This is a genomic window from Paenibacillus sp. J22P277 (assembly GCF_059383675.1).
The window spans coordinates 340,319-360,299 of sequence record NZ_JBXENS010000008.1 but is presented as its reverse complement, the minus strand read 5'-3'; the positions used below and the strand labels follow the sequence as shown (position 1 = coordinate 360,299).

The following is a 19,981-nucleotide window of genomic DNA, read 5'->3' as shown; positions in this document are numbered from 1 at the left end:
CACCAGATTCGCCACTCGCCTCACCCGACTTCGCCCGAGTCGATCCGATTCGTCAAATGCTCGGGAATCCGTCCTATGGACCGCCGCGCTAATTGCACGCAAACGACGCAAAAAAACCGGAACAGCCCAAGGCTGGTTCCGGTTGCTGCCGTGCTATTGCGGTTCGCCGTCGCGTTTGGCTTTCAGCCACTTCGGCGCCCCTTTGTTTTTCCGTTCCCGCTCCAGTTCTTTTTTGGACTTCGCGGGTTTGGCCAGCGTCGCGCCCGGCTTGCTTGGCGCGCCCGCGGGCTTCGTTCCGCCTTGGCCGCCCGCGGCATTGACCGCTCCGCCGGCCGAGCTGCGCGCTGTTATCGAAGCGCCCGCCTGGCCTGAACGAGCCGGCGTCGCGTTCGGCCGCTCCGTCCGTTCCCCGCCCGTTTGTCGCGCACCCGAAGTTTGGCCTCCGCTCCCGACCCGCGGAGCGGATTCACGCCGGTAGCCTTGTTCCGGACGATTCCCCTGCTCCTCGCCCGGCGTCCACAATTTCCCCCGGTACATCGTCTTCTCTTGCAGGTCGATGCCGAGCTGCTTGCGGAATTTATCCATGATGAACAGCTGATTGCGCAACACGATGGACACGACCGTGCCCGGCTTGCCCATCCGTCCCGTCCGTCCCGAACGATGCACGTAATGATCGGCGTCCAAGGCCGGGTCCAGATGCACGACGAGCGGCAAGTCCACGATGTCGAGACCTCGCGCCGCGACGTCCGTCGCGAGCAAAATCTGGCAGCGCCCGTCCCTGAACCGGGCGAGCGTAGCCGCCCGCCGCTGCTTGTCGGCATCGCCGTACAGCGTCTCCACCGAAAATCCCTCATACTTCAGCTTGGATTCGTAATTCGCGATCTCGTCCGTTTCGTTAATGAACAGCAGCGCGGAGGACGGCTTCAGCAGCCGGATGAGCCGTCTTGCCGTATCGACTTTATCGCGCCGCTCGCTGACGACGTAATAATGCTCCACCCGGCTTCCGACTTGACGCTCGGCATCGACGCTGACCTGCTGCGGGTCGCGCATCCAGCGGTCTTCCACCTCCGCCATGGCCTGCGGCCTCGTCGCCGAGAAGAAGGCGATCTGCCGGTCGCGCAGCATGCCTTTGAGCAACGTTTCCACTTCGATCGTCGAACCCAGATTAAACACCTGATCGGCTTCGTCGATCACGACGAACCGGATGGCGTGCAGCTTCAGCTTGCCGGATTTGACCAGCTCGTGAATGCGCCCCGGCGTGCCGACCACGATATGCGGATGCTCGCGCAGCTTCTCCACCTGACGCTGCATGGACGCGCCGCCGATCAGCTGCTGCGTCTTCACGCCGAGAGCCTCGCCGTACGTCTCCGCCACGCGGAAAATTTGCATCGCCAGCTCCTGCGTCGGCGCGAGCACCATCACCTGCACGCCGGCGTTCGCCGTGTCGACCAACTGGAGCGCCGGCAGCATATACGCCAGCGTCTTGCCCGAGCCCGTCTGCGATTTGGCCGAAATATCATGGCCTGCCAGCAGCAGCGGAATCGTATCCGCCTGCACAGGCGTCGGCGACTCGATTTTATTGCTTCTTAATGCTTCGATCAGCTGCGGCTGCAGCTGCAACTCTTCCCAAGACACAGTCATCAAACTCCTCGTTTGCTTACTTTCGATTAAGCCATCGTCCCGCGACCCGGTCGGCAAACCGCGGAAACAGCCCGTACAACCGGATGCCGATGGACGCCGACATCGGCAAGTCCACCTCGGGCGTCCGTTTTCGGATCACGTTCACGATCGCCGCCGCGACCCGCTCCGGCGTCAGCATATAGCTGCGCACGCGGCTGGCATATGCCCCGTCCGGATCCGCCGCCTGCAGGAAAGGCGTGTCGATCGGCCCGGGATTAACGGCCGATACGGCAATGTTCAACGGCGCGAGCTCCGCGCGCAAAGCGTTGGTAAAGCCCAGCACCGCGTGCTTCGTCGCCGCATAGCCGGATGCTTTCGCCGTGCTTATTTTGCCCGCCATGGACGCGACGTTAACGATCTGTCCGCTGCCCTGCGCGCGCATGACCGGCAGTACGGCTTTCGCGCAGCGCACCACGCCCATGTAATTCGTGTCCATCATCGCCTCGAACCGTTCCAGCGGCGCGTCCTCGAACAGTTCGAAGACCCCGTAGCCGGCATTGTTGAGCAGCACGTCGATTCGGCCGTACGTTAGGGCAACCCGGCGAACCACGTCCTGCACGGCGTCAAAATCCGTCACGTCCAGCTCATAAACGCCATGCTCGCCGCCGATCGACCGGGACATCCGCTCCAGCTTTTCCTTGCCGCGCCCCGTCAAGATCGGAATGGCGCCCAGCGCGGCCAGCTGCCTGGCCGTCTCCGCTCCTACGCCGCCCGCCGCGCCGGTTATCAGTACGATTTTCCCTTGTAACACGCGCATCACCTGACATTCAGTTTACTTCAACGGGGTCAAATAGGCAAAACGAATCCGCGGCCAGGCATGAAATCGGACAAGAAAAAAAGCTCCCAAAGGAGCTTGAATCATGCTACGATGCAATTAAGACCTGGATATCCAGTTCGCCTATCCCATCCATAATAAGCGGAATGGTCAGTGCTTTAGTCGCTGTAAAGCCTGCGGCCTGCGCGGAATGCACGACTTTCGGCGGGGTGATGTCCACCTTTACGCCCTGATTGAACAGCATCGTGCTGGCATTGCCGCTGATCATATTGCCGAGCTCCGAGATCGCGCTTTTGCCCATCTCGTCCATTTCGGCGATGGCGTAGCCGCCCATCATGGCGGAAACCATTTTGAGCGCTACCTGCTCGCTTAAGCCGAATACGATATCCCCGTTCATTTGGCCGTTGATGCCGATTTGAATCCATATGTAGTTCTCTACGAATTTGATGTCCTTAATGCCGAGCTGCCCGGTTGAAGGTCTGATTTGAATCACTTGTTCGATCACGATTTTAGCGGATTCTAAGAAGGGATTAATATACTCAGCCTTCATCTTGAAGTAGCGCCCCTTTTCGACGATTTCTTTCAAACTACTTACAATTATACAGGATTAATTAGGCCAAGTATACTATTCCTTGCAATATTTGCGGAAATATGTCGAACTCTTGTCCCGACTATCCCCATGTCCATGCTACAAATTGCCTGTTCTTCGGGCTTTGCTCGCAAAACTTAGCCTATGCTTTCGAAGCAGTTTTGCTTTCCTCGCCGGATTCCCGGCCGCGGGCTTCGCTCGCAAAACTTAGCCTGTGCTTTCGAAGCAGTTTTGCTTTCCTCGCCGGATTCCCGGCCGCGGGCTTCGCTCGCAAAACTTTTAGGAGGTTAAACGTGCCTAACGTATGGACCCATTTGATATTCGGGCAGCGCTGCCTGCAGGTGCTCGGCGAAGAAGCGCTGATCGCGCAGCCGGAGCGGAGGCACATGTTCAACATGGGCTGCCAAGGACCGGATTTTCTGTTCTATCATCATTTTCTGCCTTGGCAGAAAGACAGAACGATGAACGAATTGGGCAGCGCCATGCACGAGCGGCATTGCGGACCCGCGTTGATGGACATGCTGGAGGCGGCCGACCATACGCCGGACGGGGATCCTTCCAAAGGCGCCGCGCTCGTTTATGCGTTGGGATTTCTGCTTCATCATCTATTGGACCGCGTCATGCATCCCTACGTATTCAGCCGTTCGGGCTTTCGCAAATGGGACCATCAGCGTTTTGAAGTCATGCTGGATACGCTTCTTGTTCGGAAGCTGCTGGGCGTAGAGACCTGGAAAACGGAGGTTTGGCGCGAAATCGATATTCGGGGCGACCTGCCGGAGCCGATCGTGGATGCGTTCGAGCAAATTGCGGCCGTGCATTATCCGGAGACGGCACCGCATATCCGCCGCGAGCAATGGAGGAGCGCGATGCGCGACATGATCCGGGCGCAGCGGTTGTTTCATGATCCTACGGGGATCAAGCGGTTATTGACGTTCAAGCAGATCGAGCCGTTCGTGTATAAGCGCCAGCTTCCGAAGCTGGACATCTTGAACGAAGCGCGCCGCCCTTGGCTTGACCCGGCGGACGGCCGGACTCGGCACGACGACGACGTGTGGATGCTGTGGGACAAAGCGATGGAAGAAAGCACGCCGATCGTGAAAGCCGTCCTGCTATGGCTTCGCTGCGAAGAATCCGAGCAGCAGGAGCCAAACGGCGACGGCTCGCCTTCCAAGCATCGGCTTCGGGAAGCCGCGGAACGCTTGATCGGCAACCGTTCCTACGAAACCGGACGGAGCTGCGACAGCGGCGCGTCCATCCGGTTCGAGGATCCGATCTGGGCGATCTGATCAGGAGACCCGGTTGCCCCCGGCCCGGCGGTAACGGAGCCGGATCAACCGCAGGCGGTCGTAGAGCAGATCGAGCGAGGCGCCCTTTCCCTTCTCCGCTTCTTCGCCGTATACCTGATGCAGCACGGGCCTCAAGTACCGGTCGCCGATCGCGTGCATCGCGTCCCATACCTGCTGCTGCTCGGCTGCCGGCATATGCGCCAGCTCCTTCTCGATCAGAGGTTCCAGATCGTAGCCTTCCGTATCCAGCTTCTCGATTCGCTCCATCAAGTCCCGGCGAGGCAGGTCGATCTGCGCCTGAAGCTCTTCGATGGACTTCCCTTCGGCGATCGCGCGAAGCAGCTCCCGCTTCTCCTGCTGGCGATCCAGCAAGGCTTTGTATTTCATTTCCTTTTGCTTGAACATCCACTTCGTGTACGTCTTCGCATCGAGCGTGTCCGTCACCCAATCGAGCGGAAATTGCGTTTCCCGCGCGAAAGCGGCCGTAATCGCCAGCACCTCCTCGCCATAGGCCGCCTGCTTGGACTCGCCCCAGCCCGGGATCTGCAGCAGCTCCTCCGGCAGTTGGGGCACGAACGCGCTGATCATCCACAGCATCCGGTTCGTCGCGACCAGGTACGCCGATTTCTTGATGGAAACCGCCTTGGCGCGTCTCCAATCGCGAAGCGCGTTAAACAAATCCGCATCGCCGTTCATCTCTCCGTAGCACTGGACCATGGAATACAGCGTGCCGCTTCCTTCCGCGCCTTTGCGCTCCTCGAGCATCCCGTCGATCAGCGGCGTGAAGCCGTCTCCCATCCGAACGGCGATGCCGTGCCGGAACGCGGTCATCATCTCTTCCCAGGATCCTCCCTCGTACCAAACCGCCTGATCGCCGTCACGGTTCCCCTCCGAATCCGTCCAAATGACCGACCAAACGCCGTTCTGTTCGCAAATCGACAGCTGGGCATCGCGCGCCGCGCCGTCCTCCCCGCCCGCTTTCTCGAACGTGTTCAAAAATACTACCTGCATGCAGGCACCTCCATCGCGTGTAATGATCAAATCCGAGCGCTCCGCGTATGCCGACAAGCGGCAACGGCGCGAACGCAAAAAAAGCACCTGCTTAACGCCAACGAATGGCGAAAAGAGGTGCTTCCTCACGTGCAACGATTTGATTGCTCACATCATAGCACAGCGCTTTCATGATGGCAATAGCCAAACGGACGGTTCCTTCCGGCGAGCTGTTGCCCGGTCGTTGAACCGGATGCTATGATAGACGAAATAAAGGAGGAACGCCCGCATGCAGCTGCCTGATTATGATTTTATGTCGGATACGACCGAACAAACGACGACGCGTTTCGTCACGTTCATCACGCCGAATTTGAAACGCTTCGACTTGGCCATCATGACGACGAACCGCTTCTACGGCAAGAAGCTCATTACCGATCTGCAAAGCGGCCGCACCGCGATCATGGGCCAGGACGATCTGGACCAGGAAGGTTACCTGGAATTCACCTACAAGCTGACCGAGGAGGAAGCGGCGGATCTTCGCCAGTTTCTTGAATTCGTGGTCGGCACGGTGAATTTTACCGACTGATCGGGGTACACTGAAACGGGGACAAATACGATGAAACGCTGCCCCGGCGGGCGGCGGAGCGCGCTCCTTCCCTCACAAACAGAAGCAAGGCGGGACGGCGGGCGATCGCTTGCATCGTAGGATCCCAAATCCGTTTCAGGAGGCAGCCGACTTGTTCAAAAAAGAAGATCGTCAATCGTATACGGATTTCAAATCTGTCGAATCCCAACGCAACGACCTTGTCGCGGAAGAATTTCCAGAAGGCCCGTACGGTTCCGAAATCCAGTCTGCATCGCTTGGAAAAAGCACGCCTTGGCGGATGGACATGCGCTCGCCGAACCGGTTCGATTACGAGAACCGCGAGCTGCACGAGGGGATCGGACGCGACTATCCCGGAGAAGACAGCTACCCGGATGCCGTAGATGAGCCTTAATTGACCGCATGAAAAAGCAGCCCGCTCGGAAAGATTGCCCGGAAACGGACATCCTTTGCCGAACGGGCTTTTTTGTCCGCCGGCGACGCGCGGCATCAATAGCGGAGCTGCTTGCCGAACAGCAGGGCGTTGCTGAGCGCGCGGCCCGGCTGCGTTACGGTGCGCCCCTGGAACATCATGCCCGACGAAGCGCCTCCGTCGAGATTCATCGCTTGGCCGGCGCCGAGCTGAATCATGATCTCCGCCCACTGCTTCATCGTCGCGCCGGGCACCGTCGCGATGAGAATCGACCCGTCCTTGCGAATGGCGATGCCGCTGCGCGCCCCGCCGCCTGTCAAGATCTTGGGATCTCGAAATCCCTCGGCCGCGGCATCGAGCGCGATTTTCCCGTCCGCGACGAGGCGCGGACCTGCGCCGACCGCGGTATGCACGCCGCTCCAATCGACGGATGCGCCGCCCAGATTCGTCGTGCGAAGCGTATACGAGACGCTCGCGCCTACGCTGAAGCGCTTGGCTTGCCCGGCCTCGCCGCCTTGATAGACGATCACGAACCCATCCGCCGGGATCGCGGTATCCGCGCCGTGACGGATCGCGGTTACGACGCCGCGCTGCACGACGACGGCATTCTCGGCCGCGAAGCCGAGCGTCTTGCCGCGCTGCGGCGTGAAGAGGGTCGCGGCCGATTGGCCCGTAGGGAGCCGGTTCATGAAATACGCATACCATGAACTCGTTCTTCCGTCCGCCGCCGAGACCGTGCCTTTCATGCTCAGCCGCAGCGTATCCATGACGGCGCTGCCGTCCCATTTGAACCCGATCGTCGTGCCCGTGTTGCCGATATGCGCCGGTTGGCCGCCGCTGATAAGCATGCCGTACGGGTCCGGGATGCCGCTGTAGGAATCGAAGAAGGCGCCGTTGATCGCGATATCGGCCCGATAAGCGGACGCTATGCCCGACAACGATTGCGTCGTCCCGATCCTGCGGTTGGCGTAGCCCGCCGTGACCGGCATGCCCTTCGGAATCGTCACGGTGCGCACGGCGAAGCTTTTGCCCGCGACCTTGACCGTGCGGACCTCGAGCTTCGGCTCGAACGCCAATTTGACCGGCGCGGCCGGCTTGACGACCGTGACCGGCAGCTTCAGCGTGCCCGCGTAGCCGGCGGATGCCGGGGAGACGCTGATCGTCAGCGTTGTCCGGCCCGGCGCGACCGGCATCAGCACGCCGGCGGCATTGACCTTCGCGACCGCCGGGTTTCCCGTCGCGTATAGCACTTGTACCGGTGCGGACAATTTCAACTTCCGGCCGGCCGGGACCTGGACGCCCATTGACAGATTGATGGCGGCAGCGGGATAGGTTAATTTGACGGTTTGTTTCTGCGCGGCCGAAGCGCCGCTGCCCGGAACGGCCTGAGCCGCCCGCACCGTCGGCGGAACCGCAAGCATCGCCGCGAGCAGCGATGCAGCCGCTATAGTCTTGATATTCGGTTTCTTCATGCTGCGTATGTCTCCCCTGTTCGTTGATTCCGGCGAGTCCGACGAGCGCGGACCGCCGGATCATGGTTCTCCTTTCCTATTTGTCGGTCGATCTCGGGAAATTATGAACGGCATCGAACGCATCGGCAGCGATCTAATTTCGGCCGGGCTTCGGACGACGGACTCCGCCGACAGCAAGCAAAAAACTCCAAGACCGATCAGCCGGCCTCGGTGCGTTCATTTGCGCGAAGCCCAAGAAGATCGGACGGCCAAACAATTTTGGGAAATTATTATAAGTTAAGAAACTTTTCCATCCAATTGGCGTCTACAAAAATGTTTGTTGGCATTGGGCAATCAAGTTTTTCAACATTGGAACCGCTCCTCCATTGGGCCGTATGAAAGACCAACAACGACTCCCGAATGGAGATTCCGCATGAACAAACACGTGGTCTATCTGGCTGGTGCACTCGTATGCATCCTCCTGCCGCTACTTTTATTCCTGTTCGAGCTATGGGACAGTCATAGACCTAAGGTCGGTCCGGTCGGAGACGGAAAGTTTCACGTGACGTTCATCCGGCTGATTCCGCTTATCTCGCGTTTCCTGATCGGAATCATTAATTTGCCAAGAGCTATCATCCGTTACAGACAATTTAGAGCCGGTATGCCCGAGAAATGAGACGAGCGGCGAAGGCGAACACAACCGGATATCGATTGACAATTTTATTTGTTGCTCGACGACTGCCAACATTGTTCGAACAAAAAGGAGGAATGCGGCATCATGGACGTTTCGACGGGTTTTTCGATCGTTTCTTCATTGGGCATCATCTTGTTTATCGTGTACGGGTTGTTTATTTTGCTCGGCTTGTACGCGCTCTACCTGCTCATCAAATTCTTGCTGCGCGGGATCGAAGCGCTGGATATCTACCTGAACGAGAAACGGAACCGGCGTCTCTAGCGGCATTCGCAAGGAGGTCGCCAGAGGTGACGGAGGCGCCATTTAAGCGGTGCCCGGCCGCGGCGATCGCAAGACCGTAAACGATCTGCCGCTTAAGGAACGGAGGGATGCCGATGCGCAAATTCCAGCTTATTTTCGCCGCGGGGATCGTGCTGCTGATCGGGCAAGTCATCGTGTTCCTGCTCCCGCTGCGTCCTCGCACCGGTCCAGTCGGCGAACCGCATGGGCTGGATTGGGAAGGGCTTGTTCAAGGCCTGTGCATCGTATTCATGGTCATCGGCGCGGGGTTTTTCGGGTGGATGAACGAGCGGGATAAATAACGGGAACCAGGCCGGATGGCGAAAAACATACACGGACTTCAGGAGGCCGCCCGGCGCTGCCTCCTATTCGCGCGCAAAATAAAAACAAGGAGCGGTTGTTCGCCGTCCTTGTTCCGCCAAAACGTTAGGAATGATTTCGATCCAACGATCGTACCCAATGCTACCCGATCAGCTTCAGCAATGCTCCCAACCGGTACTGCTCGAACACCGGCTGCGCCGTTTCGAGCGGTACCGCCCAGGCGCAGGCGTCGAGCTCGCAATGGATCGGTACGTCGATATTGATGCGGGCGAGGGTACGGGATAAGTGCAGCATGTCGAGATCGGCTTCGATCTTCGCTTTGATGCTCTTGGACAATGCGTCAAGGTTGTTCAAGATGCCGTCGATCGATTCGTATTCCTGCAGCAGCTTGAGCGCCGTTTTCTCGCCGATGCCTTTGACGCCGGGATAATTGTCGGACGTGTCGCCCGTCAAGCCCTTCATCTCGATGATTTGGAACGGGTGCACGCCCTTGTCCTCGCGCAGGAAGTCGAGGTCGTAGACGGCGTAATTGCCGCGTCCCTTCTTCATGATCGCGACATGGATGCGCTCCGACACCAGCTGGAGCATATCCTGGTCGCCCGTCAGCACGTAGACGTGCCCGAGCTCGCTCAGCTTCTGAGACAGCGTGCCGATGCAGTCGTCCGCCTCATAGCCTTCGATGCCGACATTCGGGATGTCGAGTGCCGCGACGATGTTTTTCACGAGCGAGAATTGCGGGATCAGGTCAGTCGGCGCTTCCGGCCGGTTCGCCTTGTAATTCGCGTACATCTCCGTGCGGAACGTCTTGCTGCCCATATCCCAGCAGCAGAGCACATGCGTCGGTTCGAACCGGTTCACGGCATCGAACAAATATTGCAAAAAACCGTAGACGGCGTTCGTAGGCGTCCCGTCGGCCATTCTGCGCGCGTCGTACGACTGGGCGAAAAACGCTCTGAAGAGCAGCGCCATGCCGTCGACGATCAGAATCTTGTTTTCGTTCATCGGTGCGTCCATCCTATTCTCTCGAAATATACTACCATCATAGAATAGAAGGCCCCTCGCCGCAACGCTATTGCCGGATTGGATGCATTTACAAGGCTTCGCCGCCGTCCAGGACGCGATCCGCGATTTTCTCGAAGTAGAGCGCCGAGTCCGGCCGGTTCATCCGCGCTTCCCAAGCGGCCGCCCATTTGGATAAGCTCCCGATCATCTCCTCGATATCGGTGCGGCAATTAACGAACCATTGATCGTAGATGCCGATCATGAACGATTCCGTGCCGATCTTCGGGAGCAGCGCTTTGATCGCCTCGTATTTGGCGTATTCGTCTTCGATAAACAAGCTGCGCTTGAGCTCCTCCGCGTAGTCCAGCAAATCGCAGGAGACCGACGCTTGCAGGGCAATGCGTTTCCCGCTGATCTGCAAGATCGAACCTCCGTCCGGCAGCTCCAGCAGTTTCTTCAAATGCCCCAGGTATACCCTCAAATTATTCAAGGCGTTCGGCAGGTTCTGCTCCGGAAAAAGCGCGTCGCACAGCTCTTCCCGCGTACAGGACGCATGCATGCCCAAGTAGGCCAGAATGTTCTTCGCGTACCGTTTGTCCCAGCCGGCCGCGAGGGGAACGCCGTTCAGGCGAACCTCGAACGAATGGAACAGCGAGATGTTCAATAGCGGATTGGAATGCGGTTTAACCGGCGCTCCGCCTTGCACCGCGGAACGGATCACGGAAGGAAGATGGCCCGACAAGCTCGACTTTGTCCGCGGAGAACGCTCCGACACCGAGGCCTTCCGAAGAAAATCCGTGATCCATTGGGCCGTAAGCTCGGGCTGGTCGATGAAAATCGCGTTGGCGGCATTCGGCACGACCAGGAAGGTTCCGTTCTGGAAATACCCGGCCGTGATCGATTGCAGCGTCGGCAGGTAGAGCTCGTCCCGCTCCCCGGCGAGCAGCAGCGTCGGGCAAGCGGCTTTATGCGTCCCGTCGATCGGACGATGATGCATCTGCATGATGAACAAGCTCAAGTAGAACTGCTCGTTCATCTCGTCGTAGGCGCGTCTGACCGCTTCGTAGAGCGCTCCTTCGCGATGCAGGGTAAGGAACGGAAGCAGCTCGCGGCGAGCGACCGTCTTCAGTCCTTCCCGCGCAACCAGTTTCAAGTAGTAGTCCAGCAGCTGTTCGCCCTCGATCGCGGGATAGAAGACGACCATCGACAGCAGCACGAGCGTCTTGACCCGCTCCGGATACCGATCGGCAAAAGAAATCGCCAAAGAGCCGCCGAAGCTGTGCCCGATAATATGCACATCCTTGAGATGCAGCGCATCGATCACGCCGACAAGCATGCCGCAGAGCAGATCCCAGGATAGAAGCGTTTCTTGCGGATAGCCGTCGTTGTCCGTATTCTCGTCCGGCCGCATATCCAGGAGCAACAGGTGATAGCTTTCGCTCAAACGGTCTTCCAGCTCTCCCCAAAGCGAGCTGTTGAAGCCGTTTCCATGAAGGAGCATGATCGTTTCCGCCGAAGGCTGATTCGACTGCCTAAGGCGATAAGTAATAATCGGTCTGGGGACGCGCAGGTCAGACAAGCTCAAGCCTCCTAATCGGAACGATTTCCAGGGCAGTCTATGGAAAAGTTAGTTGTCGATCCGTCAATTGTAACGATTATGTAACGTACGATTTACTATAATTTTAGCATATGGTACAGCTTTTTCGACACATATTACATTTTTTGTAAAATTTATTACGACTATCTTCTCTAAATCATGCCATGTCGATCGACATTATGTTACGCGGGAGGAAACCATGGATACGAATGATAGGGATGAAAATCCGGACGGACTGCGCGAACCGACCTGTAGCGCGGAGGAGTTTCATGAACTGCTCCAGACGATCGCCGCGAAAATATCGGAAGCGCAGGCGTTCGTCGAACAGGAACGATTCAAGGAACGTCCCCGTAATCCGAGAAACCCGACGAAGCTTTAGATGGAGCCCGCCATATGGCCATATGGCAGGGTCCTTTTTCGTTTCGCCTTACGTATCACCCAGCGCATAAAACTGGCTGTAATGCCCGCACGGAAGCTGTTTGAACCCGGTAAAGAAATATACGTCGGTAACGCGGAGGAGTTCCATGATCGTCGGCATAACATATTCTCCGGTCGATACGGGAAAAGCTTCGATCGAAGCGGAGATAGCCTATATGTCCCCCATCCGTTCGACATGGACGCCGATCCGCGATCAGCTTCGACCGCCGCTGAAACGAATAGCAGTCTGTTGGACTTGGCCCGGAATTCAGCCGATCAAGGCCTAAAAAACCGTCCGACCTCATCTGTTTCCGGATGCTGTCTGACGGTTCATGTATTTATGGCCGCTACTCATGCTCGCTATTCATGATCGGTATCCCGTGATGGTATCCGGCAATTACAGGCGAATCAACGTTCGCCGCGAATGAACTCGCCGATGCGTATCGCTGCCTCCCGGAGCCGGTCTTCGTTTTCTACGAGCGCGATTCGGACATAGCCTTCGCCTTCAGCCCCGAACGCATCGCCGGGAATGACGGCCACGCCTGCTCTTTCGAGCATTTCCCGGGAAATTCGACGCGAATTCCAGGAATCGGCCAGATTCCAGCGCATAGCGGGCAATTGGGCCCATAGGAACATCGTCGCTTTCGGGCTGCCGACCGTCCACCCTTGCTCCTGGAGCGCCTGGATGAATGCGTCCCTGCGCTTCTCGTATATAGGTCCGACTACAGGGCCCGTTCCCCTCATATCCTCTGCCAGCGCGACGATGCCCGCCTCCTGGACAGGCAGAAACACGCCGTAATCGATATTGGCCTTCAGCTCGCGCATCGCCGCCACCGCCTCGCGGTTGCCGGCAAGGAAACCGATCCGCCCGCCGGCCATATTGAAGCTTTTGGACAGCGAATGAAATTCGACCGCGGCATCGATCGCGCCTTCTACCTGAAGGATGCTCGGCGGCCGATAGCCGTCGAAGGCCATTTCCGAATAAGCCAAATCATGCACGATGAGGACGCCGTGGCGAGCGGCAATATCGACCGCACGCTTGAAGAAGGACAAGTCCGCGACGGCCGACACCGGATTGCTCGGATAATTCAGCAGCATGAATTTGGCACGGGTCCATACATCCTCCGGTATGGCAGAGAAATCGGGCAAATAGCCGTTCTCCGCCCGCAGCGGCATCAGGTACGGCTCGATTCCCGCCAGCGCCAGGCCGGCCGCGTAGACCGGATAGCCCGGATCCGGCAGCAGCACGATATCGCCGGGGTTGCAAAGCGCAAGCGCCAGATGCCCCAAGCCGTCCTGCGAGCCCATCAAGGAAACAAGCTCCTGCTCGGGATCGATCGCGACGCCGAACCGGAATGCCAGCCATTTGGACGCCTGCGAGAGAAAAGCCGGCGTTCCCTTCGAGCCGGGGTAGCCGTAGGCATCCTCCCGCAGCGCGGCCTGGCTGAGCGCGCGCCGGATCGCCGGCGAAGGCGGAAGATCGGGACTGCCGATGCTGAGGTCGATGACGTCCAGTCCCCTTGCGGCCGCGTTCCGCTTCCACTCCGCTACCTCCGCGAAGATCGACGAGCCCAGCCGCGACAGCCGGTCCGCCCGCCATGATTTCGTAGTCAACCGCTTCTCCCCCTCGTTCAGCTCCAAATGCGGTCAAACTCTTCTTCTTTGAAACCGACCGTCACCGTGGTGCCGTCCGTCACGACGGGCCGCTTGATCAGCCGGCCGTTGGATGCCAGCAAGGCGATCTTCTCGCCGTCCGTCAGGCCGGGTAGCTTGTCCTTCAGGCCCATTTCCTTATACGCTTCGCCGGACGTATTGAAAAATTTCTTTACGTCCAGGCCGCTCTTCTCGACAAGCTCCGTCAACACGTCCACGGGCGGCGCGGCCTCGAAGACGTTATGCGCCTCCAGCTCGTACCCCTTGCTCTTAAGCGATTTGATCGCCATGCGGCAGGTTCCGCATTTGGGATATTCATAGATCGTTAGTTTCTTCATCGTGATGCGTGCTCCTATCGATTGGTTTCTATCATGACGAATGAGGCATGTGTCAAGCCAAGCGGTATGTGCTTCCGTCCATGCGCTTCATCCTGCGCTAAGGCTTACAGCTTCTCGAGCTCGGCCTCCAGCCGGCGCAGGTCGTCCGGCAGCGAGGCTTCGAACGTCATTCGCTCCCGCGTGATGGGATGCTTGAACGACAGGATCGCCGCGTGGAGTGCCTGGCGGTCCACGGCAGCCTCCAACCGGCTCGAAGTAGTGCCTGCACCAGCGGATAGATCCGCGCCGGCATGCGATATCCCGCGTGCGGGAGCTGCTTCTTCTTCGGCTGCGGCACCGTCCGCTGCTGCGAATCGATCCGCGGCAGCACGCGATATCCCCGCTTCTTCTCCGGTTGAGACACCGGTCGCCGCACTATTGACCTCCATCTCGCCCCCGGCCGCCGCACCGGCGCAGCCGTACAGCTTGTCCCCGATCAACGGACAGCCGATATGCTTCATATGGACGCGAATCTGATGCGTCCGCCCCGTCTCCAGCTTCAAATTCACCTTCGCCGCCGCGCCGTTTCCGTAAACGTTCTCCACCGCGTAATGCGTAACGGAAGGATAGCCGTCCGGCGTCACGACCCGCAGATGCGGGTTATCCGTATCGCGGTCGATCGGCTCGTTCACCGTGGCCGCCGGCTCCGCGGGACAGCCATACACGTAAGCCCGGTAGCGTTTGTCGACTTCGCCGCTCTGAAGCTGTTCGGACAACTGCTGGTGGACATAGGCGGTTTTCGCGATGGCCACCAGCCCCGACGTCTCTTCGTCGAGCCGGTGGATCGGCCGGAACCGCACCCGTTCCCCGCGTTCCTTCCAGTGGCGGACGACGCCGTTCGCCAGCGTCCCCGTGTAGTGGCCATGCGTCGGATGCACGATGAGACCGGGCGGCTTGTTGACGACGAGCAGGTCGTCGTCCTCGTATACGATGTCGAGCGCTATCGGCTCCGGCAATATATCGTCCGACTCCTCCTGCTCCATCCGAAGCTCGAGCAGATCGCCTTTCGCGACCCGGTCGTTCGTGTAGACGCGCAGGCCGTTGACCGTGATGCCGTGCTCCGTCAGCTTCAGGCGCGACAACAGCTTGCGCGAAACGCCGAGCCGGCGCTCCAGCACGGCGCGCACCGTTTTGCCGTCGTCCTCTTCGGCTACGCGTACCGCGAGCGGCGCGTAATACGACGTCTCCAAGCTCATGAATCGCGCGTGCGGAATACTTCCGCGCTCCGGATATATTCCGTATCCTGCACGCCAAGCTTCGCGTTGGCCGCGCGCGCCGCCGCGAAGAAATAATCGGACAGCCGGTTCAAGTACATCATGACCGGCTCATGCACCGCGATGTCGGCGCTCAGCGTCACGGCACGGCGTTCCGCCCTGCGGCATACCGTCCGGCATACGTGCAGGAGCGCCGACATGTCGCTTCCCCCCGGCAATATAAAACGGGTAATCTCCGGAGCCGCCGCGCCGTGCGCGTCGATCCAGCCCTCCAGGCGCGCCGAGGCTTCCGCCGTCAGCTTGAATTCCCGGCCGGCCGGATCGCGGAACGCCAGATCGGACCCGCAGTCGAACAGCTCCTGCTGAATCTCCATCAGCTCCGCGACCAGTTCCCCCAGCCCTTCGCGGGCCGCAGCTGCCGCCGCCTGGCCGACGAAGCTATTCAGCTCGTCGATGGTCCCGTACGCTTCGACCCGGCTATCGTCCTTGCGGACGCGTCCGCCCTTGACCGATGTTTGCCCGCCGTCTCCCGTTCGCGTATAAAGTTTCATTGGCGAATTCTCCTCCCGCAACCTTGTAATCTGGTCTAAACTACGTTCACTATAGCATAAAAGGCCGGTACGAGGCACCGCTCGGGCTGCGCCGTTCCCGCCTCCATTCGCTATGCCCGCATAAGGAATGCCGCCCCGCGGCGCTTCGTATTACACCGAACGACTACTGCTCCATTCACCCTGCGAGCGCCCTTTCCGGTAGACGGCCAACAGCACGAGACTGAACAAAAACGCGGCAAGCGACATGCCGGACAGGAGCAGATAGAAGCCATGGCCTTCGAGGCGCTGGTAGAGCCAGCCGCCGCCGTAAGAAGCCACGATGCCCGATACGCCGAAGAATACGAGCGCCAGCACCGTCTGACCCGTCGCCTTCCATTCGTCCGGGACGATCCGGTACAAATATTGAATCGCCGCCGAATAAAGAATCGGGAACGTGAACACCTGCAGCAGCTGCAAATACGTCATGGCATGGGGATCCGTAATCCAGGCCGACAGGAAGAAACGCAGGAAGTAGAAGAAGCTGGCGAAGGCGATAAGCGCCATCTCCCGGCTGCTGCGCATCCACCAGAAGCTGAGCGCGAAAACGAGAATCTCGCTGCCCGCGGCGAGAAACCAAGCTTGGCCGACAAGCTCGGATCCCCCTCCGAGCGCATGCAGATGGACGCCTAGATACGTATCGTTCATGCGGGAGGGCACGGCCGCTACGAAGACGAGCAAGAGGAACATCAGCGTTTCCCGGTGGCTCAGAAATCTGCCCAGGCTCTTGAACGAGACCGGCTTGCTCGCCGCGGGTGCGTCGCGCAGCGTCAGACAGACGACGAAGCTCACCGCGCCGAAGCCCGCGAACAGGAGACCGAGGCTGCTTTTCCCGAAATAAAGCATGACATAGCCGACGATGAGCGACATCACGGCATAGCCCAGCGCGCCGAAGGTCCGAATCGAGCCGTAGCTGACCCGGGCCGCCTGCGAGGATTGAAAATTCAGGCTTTCCGTCAGCGGATCCATCGGCATCAGGAAGAAGAAAAGCAGCATCGTGAAGAGCACCAGCATGAAGAAGCTCTCCGACGTGTAGAGAAAATACCCGACGACGGTCGAGCAGGCGATCAGCGCCAGCAGCACGCCCCGGATCGTCTTGGCCCGGTCGCTGATCATGCCCCAAAACGGCGAGGAGAAGATCGAGACGAAACCGCCCGATCCGACGATGATGCCGATCCTCACGGCCGACAGCCCTTGGGCGTCCAGATACACGGGGAGAAACGAGATGAATATCGCCAATAAGGCAAAAAACAAAAAATTATACGCGCGCAAGCCTGCAATGGCATTCATAATGATCGATAAGTTCCTTTCTATAACGCCTGCTCGAGGACAAAAGAAAAGAAGTCCTGAAAGGACCTCTTCGCGAAAGGCTCTGCTCTTATGTTCAGTTGGACGGCGACGCGCCGCCCATCCTTCTTCGAAACCGCATGTATTCGTTGATCTTGGTATCCAGCATCCGGCTGAGGCCGATGACTTTCTCGGAACTGAACGTCGATTCTTCCACGTAAGACTGTTCCATCTTCAAACGCAGCGCATAGATTTCGTCTTCCAATCGACGTATAGACGATGAGGACTTCAGCGTAAGACCCGTTTTAGCACAAGTCATTGCCATCCCTCCTGTCATCAATCAATGCCACCAACGACGCTTGTGCTCAGCGCGGGTTAAAATTTTGATAAAGATTTCATAATTATAACAAAGAAACCAAAAAAAGAATATTGCTTTTTCAGTCTCCCTTTAACTTCCTGACGTACAATCCCATCCGTTCGATCGCTTCCGTCAATTGGCTGACGGAGGTTGCGTAGGAGCAGCGCAGATGCCCTTCGCCGCCGAGACCGAACACGTCGCCGGGCACGGCCGCGACCTTCTGTTCGTCGAGCAGCCCCGTCGCGAATTCCTCCGAGGTCAACCCGAGTCCCGCGATGGACGGGAATGCGTAAAACGCGCCCTGCGGTTCGTGGCAGGCCAGACCGATATCGCGGAAGCCCTTCACGACGAGCCTGCGGCGCTGGTTGTAGGACTCCACCATGCGGTTCTTCTCTTCCATGCCGTTACGAAGCGCTTCGAGCGCCGCCACCTGTGCCATGTTGGAGGCGCACATGACCGTGTATTGATGAATCTTCAGCATCGCGGCGATCAGCTCCGGATGCCCGCACGCATAGCCGATCCGCCAGCCCGTCATCGCGAACGACTTGGAGAAGCCGCTGACGAGAATCGTGCGGTCCTTCATGCCCGGCATGGCCGCGAAGCTGACGTGCTTCGTGCCGTAAGTCAGCTCCGCGTAGATCTCGTCGGAGATGACGATCAGGTCGTGCTCTTCCACGACCTTCGCGATCGGCAGCCAATCCTCGCGCGTCATGATGCCGCCGGTCGGATTGCTCGGGTAACAGAGAATGAGCACTTTGGACTTCGGCGTGATGGCCGCGCGCAGCGATTCCGCCGTCAGCTTGAACTCATCCTTCGCGAACGTCTCGACGCCGACCGGCACGCCGCCGCTAAGCGACGTGATCGGGGAATACGAGATATAGCAAGGCTCCGGCACGAGAATCTCGTCGCCGGGCGCGATCAAGGCGCGAAGCGCCAGATCGATCGCCTCGCTGCCGCCGACCGTTACGAGCACTTCCTTGGCCGGGTCGTACGTCACGCTGAATTGATTGTGCAGGTAGTACGCGATCTCTTCGCGCAGCTCTGGCGTGCCCGCATTGGACGTATACTGCGTCTTGCCCATCTCGAGCGCGTAGACGCAGGCTTCGCGGACATGCCAAGGCGTGACGAAATCGGGCTCGCCGACGCCGAGCGTGATGATGTCCTTGCGTCCGCTCGCCAGATCGAAAAACCGCCGGATGCCGGACGGCTTGATGGCTCTGACCGAAGGCGACAGGTATTCCTCCATCGACGCGCGCTTCGAAGGCGCGCTCCGTTGTTTCTCGTCGATAATCATCCGGACTGCACCCCTTACGGCGAGATGAGAAGACGGTGGTCGTCCTCATGCTCTTCGAATATAATGCCGTCTTGCTTGTATTTTTTGAGAATGAAAAAGGTCTTGGTGGAAAGAACGGCATCGATCGGCGACAGCTTGTTGGAGACGAATGAAGCCACGTCCTTCAGCGTCTTGCCTTGCACTTCGACGAGCAGATCGTAAGCGCCGGACATCAGATAGACCGATTTCACCTCGGGGTATAAATAAATCCGCTCCGCGATGCCTTCGAAGCCGCGGCCGCGTTCCGGCGTGATCTGCACTTCGATAAGCGCCGTGACCTTCTCGTCTTCGACCTTGCTCCAGTTGACGACGGTCGCGTATTTGACGATGATATGATCCTGCTCCATTTCCGCAATGGCCTGTTTCACTTCATCCGCGGGCGCGTCGATCATCGTCGCGATCAGGTCCGCGGAGCGCCTTGCATCTTCCTTCAGCAGTTCGAGTATTTGCATTTTCCGTCCATCCATCGCCAAACCCTCCTGATCATAACTATAAAGACTATATTACAACGAATCCAAGCTTCCTGCAAAGCATTAAAGCGCTCGGGCTCGCCCTATCGCGGCGCCGCTCGGCAGGAAGGCAGGCACGAAAAAAGACCCCGTAGGGTCTTCGTGCGGTATTACATATACGGCTGGTTCTGGCCTGGCATATGCTGCTGGTTGCTTTGCTGCTGATACTGCGGAGGCATCTGGTTTTGCGGCTGGTGCATATGCTGCTGCTGATTTCTGAATCCGGATTGTCCGAGCCCGAGCTGCTGCAGGAACTGGTCCGTCTTCTGCTCCGTTTGCTGATTCTGCTGCAGCTGCTTCTGGATCTCTTGGCGAAGCACCGGCGACGCCGCGCTGTACATATTGTTTTGTTCCATGATCTTGTAGAGATGACCCTGCATCTGCAGGGTGCTGTTCAGCAGATTCGTGAAGAGCTGCCGCACCTGCGGGCAGCTGGATTCCGTCGTCGCGGTGGCGTATTCGCCCACGACGCGCTTCAAGTCCGACAGCACCGTATACGCCAAATCCTCGTCGGACAGAAGAGGGTGGCCTTGTCCTTGTTGTTGGTACATATTCGTATGATCCTC

At 58.7% G+C, this 19,981-nt stretch carries 23 protein-coding genes; 7 read left to right on the top strand and 16 right to left on the bottom strand.

The window, feature by feature from the left end; translation table 11 throughout:
- Nucleotides 1–153 precede the first annotated feature (153 nt).
- The 3 genes from AC50YL_RS28510 to AC50YL_RS28500 form a co-directional block, all read right to left on the bottom strand.
- Nucleotides 154–1,641, bottom strand: coding sequence for a DEAD/DEAH box helicase (locus AC50YL_RS28510; RefSeq protein WP_494836441.1), 1,488 nt, complete (start codon nucleotides 1,639–1,641; stop codon nucleotides 154–156).
- A gap of 16 nt (nucleotides 1,642–1,657) precedes the next feature.
- Nucleotides 1,658–2,437 (bottom strand): SDR family NAD(P)-dependent oxidoreductase, encoded by a 780-nt coding sequence (locus AC50YL_RS28505; protein ID WP_494836440.1) that lies wholly within the window; start codon nucleotides 2,435–2,437, stop codon nucleotides 1,658–1,660.
- Nucleotides 2,438–2,543: 106 nt separating this feature from the next.
- On the bottom strand, nucleotides 2,544–3,005 hold the full coding sequence (locus AC50YL_RS28500; RefSeq protein ID WP_161745473.1) for a chemotaxis protein CheX: 462 nt from the start codon (nucleotides 3,003–3,005) through the stop codon (nucleotides 2,544–2,546).
- Between the two features lie 332 nt (nucleotides 3,006–3,337).
- On the opposite strand from AC50YL_RS28500, the gene AC50YL_RS28495 reads away from it, so the two are divergent.
- A complete protein-coding gene (locus AC50YL_RS28495) occupies nucleotides 3,338–4,330 on the top strand; it encodes a zinc dependent phospholipase C family protein (protein ID WP_494836439.1) in 993 nt (330 codons plus the stop codon).
- Here the strand turns inward: AC50YL_RS28495 and AC50YL_RS28490 are convergent, their stop codons facing one another.
- On the bottom strand, nucleotides 4,331–5,341 hold the full coding sequence (locus tag AC50YL_RS28490; RefSeq protein ID WP_494836438.1) for an HRDC domain-containing protein: 1,011 nt from the start codon (nucleotides 5,339–5,341) through the stop codon (nucleotides 4,331–4,333).
- 268 nt (nucleotides 5,342–5,609) lie between these two features.
- Between AC50YL_RS28490 and AC50YL_RS28485 the strand changes: the two genes are divergently transcribed.
- Together AC50YL_RS28485 and AC50YL_RS28480 are read left to right on the top strand one after the other, a co-directional pair.
- Nucleotides 5,610–5,906: a DUF3055 domain-containing protein gene (locus tag AC50YL_RS28485; protein WP_494836436.1), complete on the top strand. Its 297-nt coding sequence runs from the start codon at nucleotides 5,610–5,612 to the stop codon at nucleotides 5,904–5,906.
- A gap of 151 nt (nucleotides 5,907–6,057) precedes the next feature.
- Complete coding sequence (locus AC50YL_RS28480; protein WP_494836434.1) at nucleotides 6,058–6,318, top strand: hypothetical protein; 261 nt, start codon at nucleotides 6,058–6,060, stop codon at nucleotides 6,316–6,318.
- 95 nt (nucleotides 6,319–6,413) lie between these two features.
- Here the strand turns inward: AC50YL_RS28480 and AC50YL_RS28475 are convergent, their stop codons facing one another.
- Nucleotides 6,414–7,808 (bottom strand): phosphodiester glycosidase family protein, encoded by a 1,395-nt coding sequence (locus AC50YL_RS28475; protein ID WP_494836433.1) that lies wholly within the window; start codon nucleotides 7,806–7,808, stop codon nucleotides 6,414–6,416.
- Nucleotides 7,809–8,220: 412 nt separating this feature from the next.
- Between AC50YL_RS28475 and AC50YL_RS28470 the strand changes: the two genes are divergently transcribed.
- The 3 genes from AC50YL_RS28470 to AC50YL_RS28460 all read left to right on the top strand — a co-directional run bounded on the left by AC50YL_RS28470 (nucleotide 8,221) and on the right by AC50YL_RS28460 (nucleotide 9,062).
- Nucleotides 8,221–8,463: a hypothetical protein gene (locus AC50YL_RS28470; protein WP_494836432.1), complete on the top strand. Its 243-nt coding sequence runs from the start codon at nucleotides 8,221–8,223 to the stop codon at nucleotides 8,461–8,463.
- A 102-nt stretch (nucleotides 8,464–8,565) separates the two neighbouring features.
- Complete coding sequence (locus tag AC50YL_RS28465) at nucleotides 8,566–8,742, top strand: hypothetical protein (protein ID WP_494836431.1); 177 nt, start codon at nucleotides 8,566–8,568, stop codon at nucleotides 8,740–8,742.
- A 113-nt stretch (nucleotides 8,743–8,855) separates the two neighbouring features.
- Entirely contained in the window at nucleotides 8,856–9,062 is a 207-nt protein-coding gene (locus AC50YL_RS28460; RefSeq protein WP_494836429.1) for a hypothetical protein, read from the top strand.
- 160 nt (nucleotides 9,063–9,222) lie between these two features.
- On the opposite strand, the gene AC50YL_RS28455 is transcribed toward AC50YL_RS28460, so the two are convergent.
- Nucleotides 9,223–10,083 (bottom strand): 5'-3' exonuclease, encoded by an 861-nt coding sequence (locus tag AC50YL_RS28455; RefSeq protein ID WP_494836428.1) that lies wholly within the window; start codon nucleotides 10,081–10,083, stop codon nucleotides 9,223–9,225.
- Between the two features lie 88 nt (nucleotides 10,084–10,171).
- The gene (locus AC50YL_RS28450) at nucleotides 10,172–11,662 is read right to left on the bottom strand and encodes an alpha/beta fold hydrolase (protein WP_494836427.1); all 1,491 of its coding nucleotides are present in this window, start codon (nucleotides 11,660–11,662) and stop codon (nucleotides 10,172–10,174) included.
- Nucleotides 11,663–11,879: 217 nt separating this feature from the next.
- On the opposite strand from AC50YL_RS28450, the gene AC50YL_RS28445 reads away from it, so the two are divergent.
- The gene (locus tag AC50YL_RS28445; RefSeq protein ID WP_494836425.1) at nucleotides 11,880–12,059 is read left to right on the top strand and encodes a hypothetical protein; all 180 of its coding nucleotides are present in this window, start codon (nucleotides 11,880–11,882) and stop codon (nucleotides 12,057–12,059) included.
- Between the two features lie 446 nt (nucleotides 12,060–12,505).
- Here the strand turns inward: AC50YL_RS28445 and AC50YL_RS28440 are convergent, their stop codons facing one another.
- The 9 genes from AC50YL_RS28440 to AC50YL_RS28400 form a co-directional block, all read right to left on the bottom strand.
- Nucleotides 12,506–13,711, bottom strand: a complete 1,206-nt coding sequence (locus AC50YL_RS28440; RefSeq protein ID WP_494836424.1) for an aminotransferase class I/II-fold pyridoxal phosphate-dependent enzyme — start codon at nucleotides 13,709–13,711, stop codon at nucleotides 12,506–12,508.
- Between the two features lie 17 nt (nucleotides 13,712–13,728).
- Nucleotides 13,729–14,088: a Spx/MgsR family RNA polymerase-binding regulatory protein gene (locus AC50YL_RS28435; RefSeq protein WP_494836423.1), complete on the bottom strand. Its 360-nt coding sequence runs from the start codon at nucleotides 14,086–14,088 to the stop codon at nucleotides 13,729–13,731.
- 104 nt (nucleotides 14,089–14,192) lie between these two features.
- Entirely contained in the window at nucleotides 14,193–15,323 is a 1,131-nt protein-coding gene (locus AC50YL_RS28430) for an RluA family pseudouridine synthase (protein ID WP_494836422.1), read from the bottom strand.
- Complete coding sequence (locus AC50YL_RS28425) at nucleotides 15,320–15,892, bottom strand: cob(I)yrinic acid a,c-diamide adenosyltransferase (RefSeq protein WP_494836420.1); 573 nt, start codon at nucleotides 15,890–15,892, stop codon at nucleotides 15,320–15,322. The genes AC50YL_RS28430 and AC50YL_RS28425 overlap by 4 nt, the downstream gene beginning before the upstream one ends.
- Before the next feature lie 150 nt (nucleotides 15,893–16,042).
- The gene (locus AC50YL_RS28420) at nucleotides 16,043–17,377 is read right to left on the bottom strand and encodes an MFS transporter (RefSeq protein WP_494836733.1); all 1,335 of its coding nucleotides are present in this window, start codon (nucleotides 17,375–17,377) and stop codon (nucleotides 16,043–16,045) included.
- Nucleotides 17,313–17,534: an aspartyl-phosphate phosphatase Spo0E family protein gene (locus AC50YL_RS28415; protein ID WP_494836418.1), complete on the bottom strand. Its 222-nt coding sequence runs from the start codon at nucleotides 17,532–17,534 to the stop codon at nucleotides 17,313–17,315. The genes AC50YL_RS28420 and AC50YL_RS28415 overlap by 65 nt, the downstream gene beginning before the upstream one ends.
- Nucleotides 17,535–17,652: 118 nt before the next feature.
- Nucleotides 17,653–18,867, bottom strand: coding sequence for an aminotransferase class I/II-fold pyridoxal phosphate-dependent enzyme (locus AC50YL_RS28410; protein ID WP_494836417.1), 1,215 nt, complete (start codon nucleotides 18,865–18,867; stop codon nucleotides 17,653–17,655).
- A 14-nt stretch (nucleotides 18,868–18,881) separates the two neighbouring features.
- On the bottom strand, nucleotides 18,882–19,373 hold the full coding sequence (locus AC50YL_RS28405; protein WP_494836416.1) for an Lrp/AsnC family transcriptional regulator: 492 nt from the start codon (nucleotides 19,371–19,373) through the stop codon (nucleotides 18,882–18,884).
- Between the two features lie 152 nt (nucleotides 19,374–19,525).
- The gene (locus AC50YL_RS28400; protein WP_494836415.1) at nucleotides 19,526–19,966 is read right to left on the bottom strand and encodes a spore coat protein; all 441 of its coding nucleotides are present in this window, start codon (nucleotides 19,964–19,966) and stop codon (nucleotides 19,526–19,528) included.
- Nucleotides 19,967–19,981: the final 15 nt, after the last annotated feature.

Bases quoted from the DNA above. Each gene is read 5' to 3' on its own strand.
- AC50YL_RS28445 (WP_494836425.1), top strand. From the start codon at position 11,880: ATGGATACGAATGATAGGGATGAAAATCCGGACGGACTGCGCGAACCG.
- AC50YL_RS28475 (WP_494836433.1), bottom strand. From the start codon at position 7,808: ATGAAGAAACCGAATATCAAGACTATAGCGGCTGCATCGCTGCTCGCG.
- AC50YL_RS28435 (WP_494836423.1), bottom strand. From the start codon at position 14,088: ATGAAGAAACTAACGATCTATGAATATCCCAAATGCGGAACCTGCCGC.
- AC50YL_RS28455 (WP_494836428.1), bottom strand. From the start codon at position 10,083: ATGAACGAAAACAAGATTCTGATCGTCGACGGCATGGCGCTGCTCTTC.
- AC50YL_RS28415 (WP_494836418.1), bottom strand. From the start codon at position 17,534: ATGACTTGTGCTAAAACGGGTCTTACGCTGAAGTCCTCATCGTCTATA.
- AC50YL_RS28510 (WP_494836441.1), bottom strand. From the start codon at position 1,641: ATGACTGTGTCTTGGGAAGAGTTGCAGCTGCAGCCGCAGCTGATCGAA.
- AC50YL_RS28500 (WP_161745473.1), bottom strand. From the start codon at position 3,005: ATGAAGGCTGAGTATATTAATCCCTTCTTAGAATCCGCTAAAATCGTG.
- AC50YL_RS28400 (WP_494836415.1), bottom strand. From the start codon at position 19,966: ATGTACCAACAACAAGGACAAGGCCACCCTCTTCTGTCCGACGAGGAT.
- AC50YL_RS28430 (WP_494836422.1), bottom strand. From the start codon at position 15,323: ATGAGCTTGGAGACGTCGTATTACGCGCCGCTCGCGGTACGCGTAGCC.
- AC50YL_RS28405 (WP_494836416.1), bottom strand. From the start codon at position 19,373: ATGGATGGACGGAAAATGCAAATACTCGAACTGCTGAAGGAAGATGCA.
- AC50YL_RS28410 (WP_494836417.1), bottom strand. From the start codon at position 18,867: ATGATTATCGACGAGAAACAACGGAGCGCGCCTTCGAAGCGCGCGTCG.
- AC50YL_RS28465 (WP_494836431.1), top strand. From the start codon at position 8,566: ATGGACGTTTCGACGGGTTTTTCGATCGTTTCTTCATTGGGCATCATC.
- AC50YL_RS28490 (WP_494836438.1), bottom strand. From the start codon at position 5,341: ATGCAGGTAGTATTTTTGAACACGTTCGAGAAAGCGGGCGGGGAGGAC.
- AC50YL_RS28505 (WP_494836440.1), bottom strand. From the start codon at position 2,437: ATGCGCGTGTTACAAGGGAAAATCGTACTGATAACCGGCGCGGCGGGC.
- AC50YL_RS28425 (WP_494836420.1), bottom strand. From the start codon at position 15,892: ATGAAACTTTATACGCGAACGGGAGACGGCGGGCAAACATCGGTCAAG.
- AC50YL_RS28485 (WP_494836436.1), top strand. From the start codon at position 5,610: ATGCAGCTGCCTGATTATGATTTTATGTCGGATACGACCGAACAAACG.
- AC50YL_RS28470 (WP_494836432.1), top strand. From the start codon at position 8,221: ATGAACAAACACGTGGTCTATCTGGCTGGTGCACTCGTATGCATCCTC.
- AC50YL_RS28460 (WP_494836429.1), top strand. From the start codon at position 8,856: ATGCGCAAATTCCAGCTTATTTTCGCCGCGGGGATCGTGCTGCTGATC.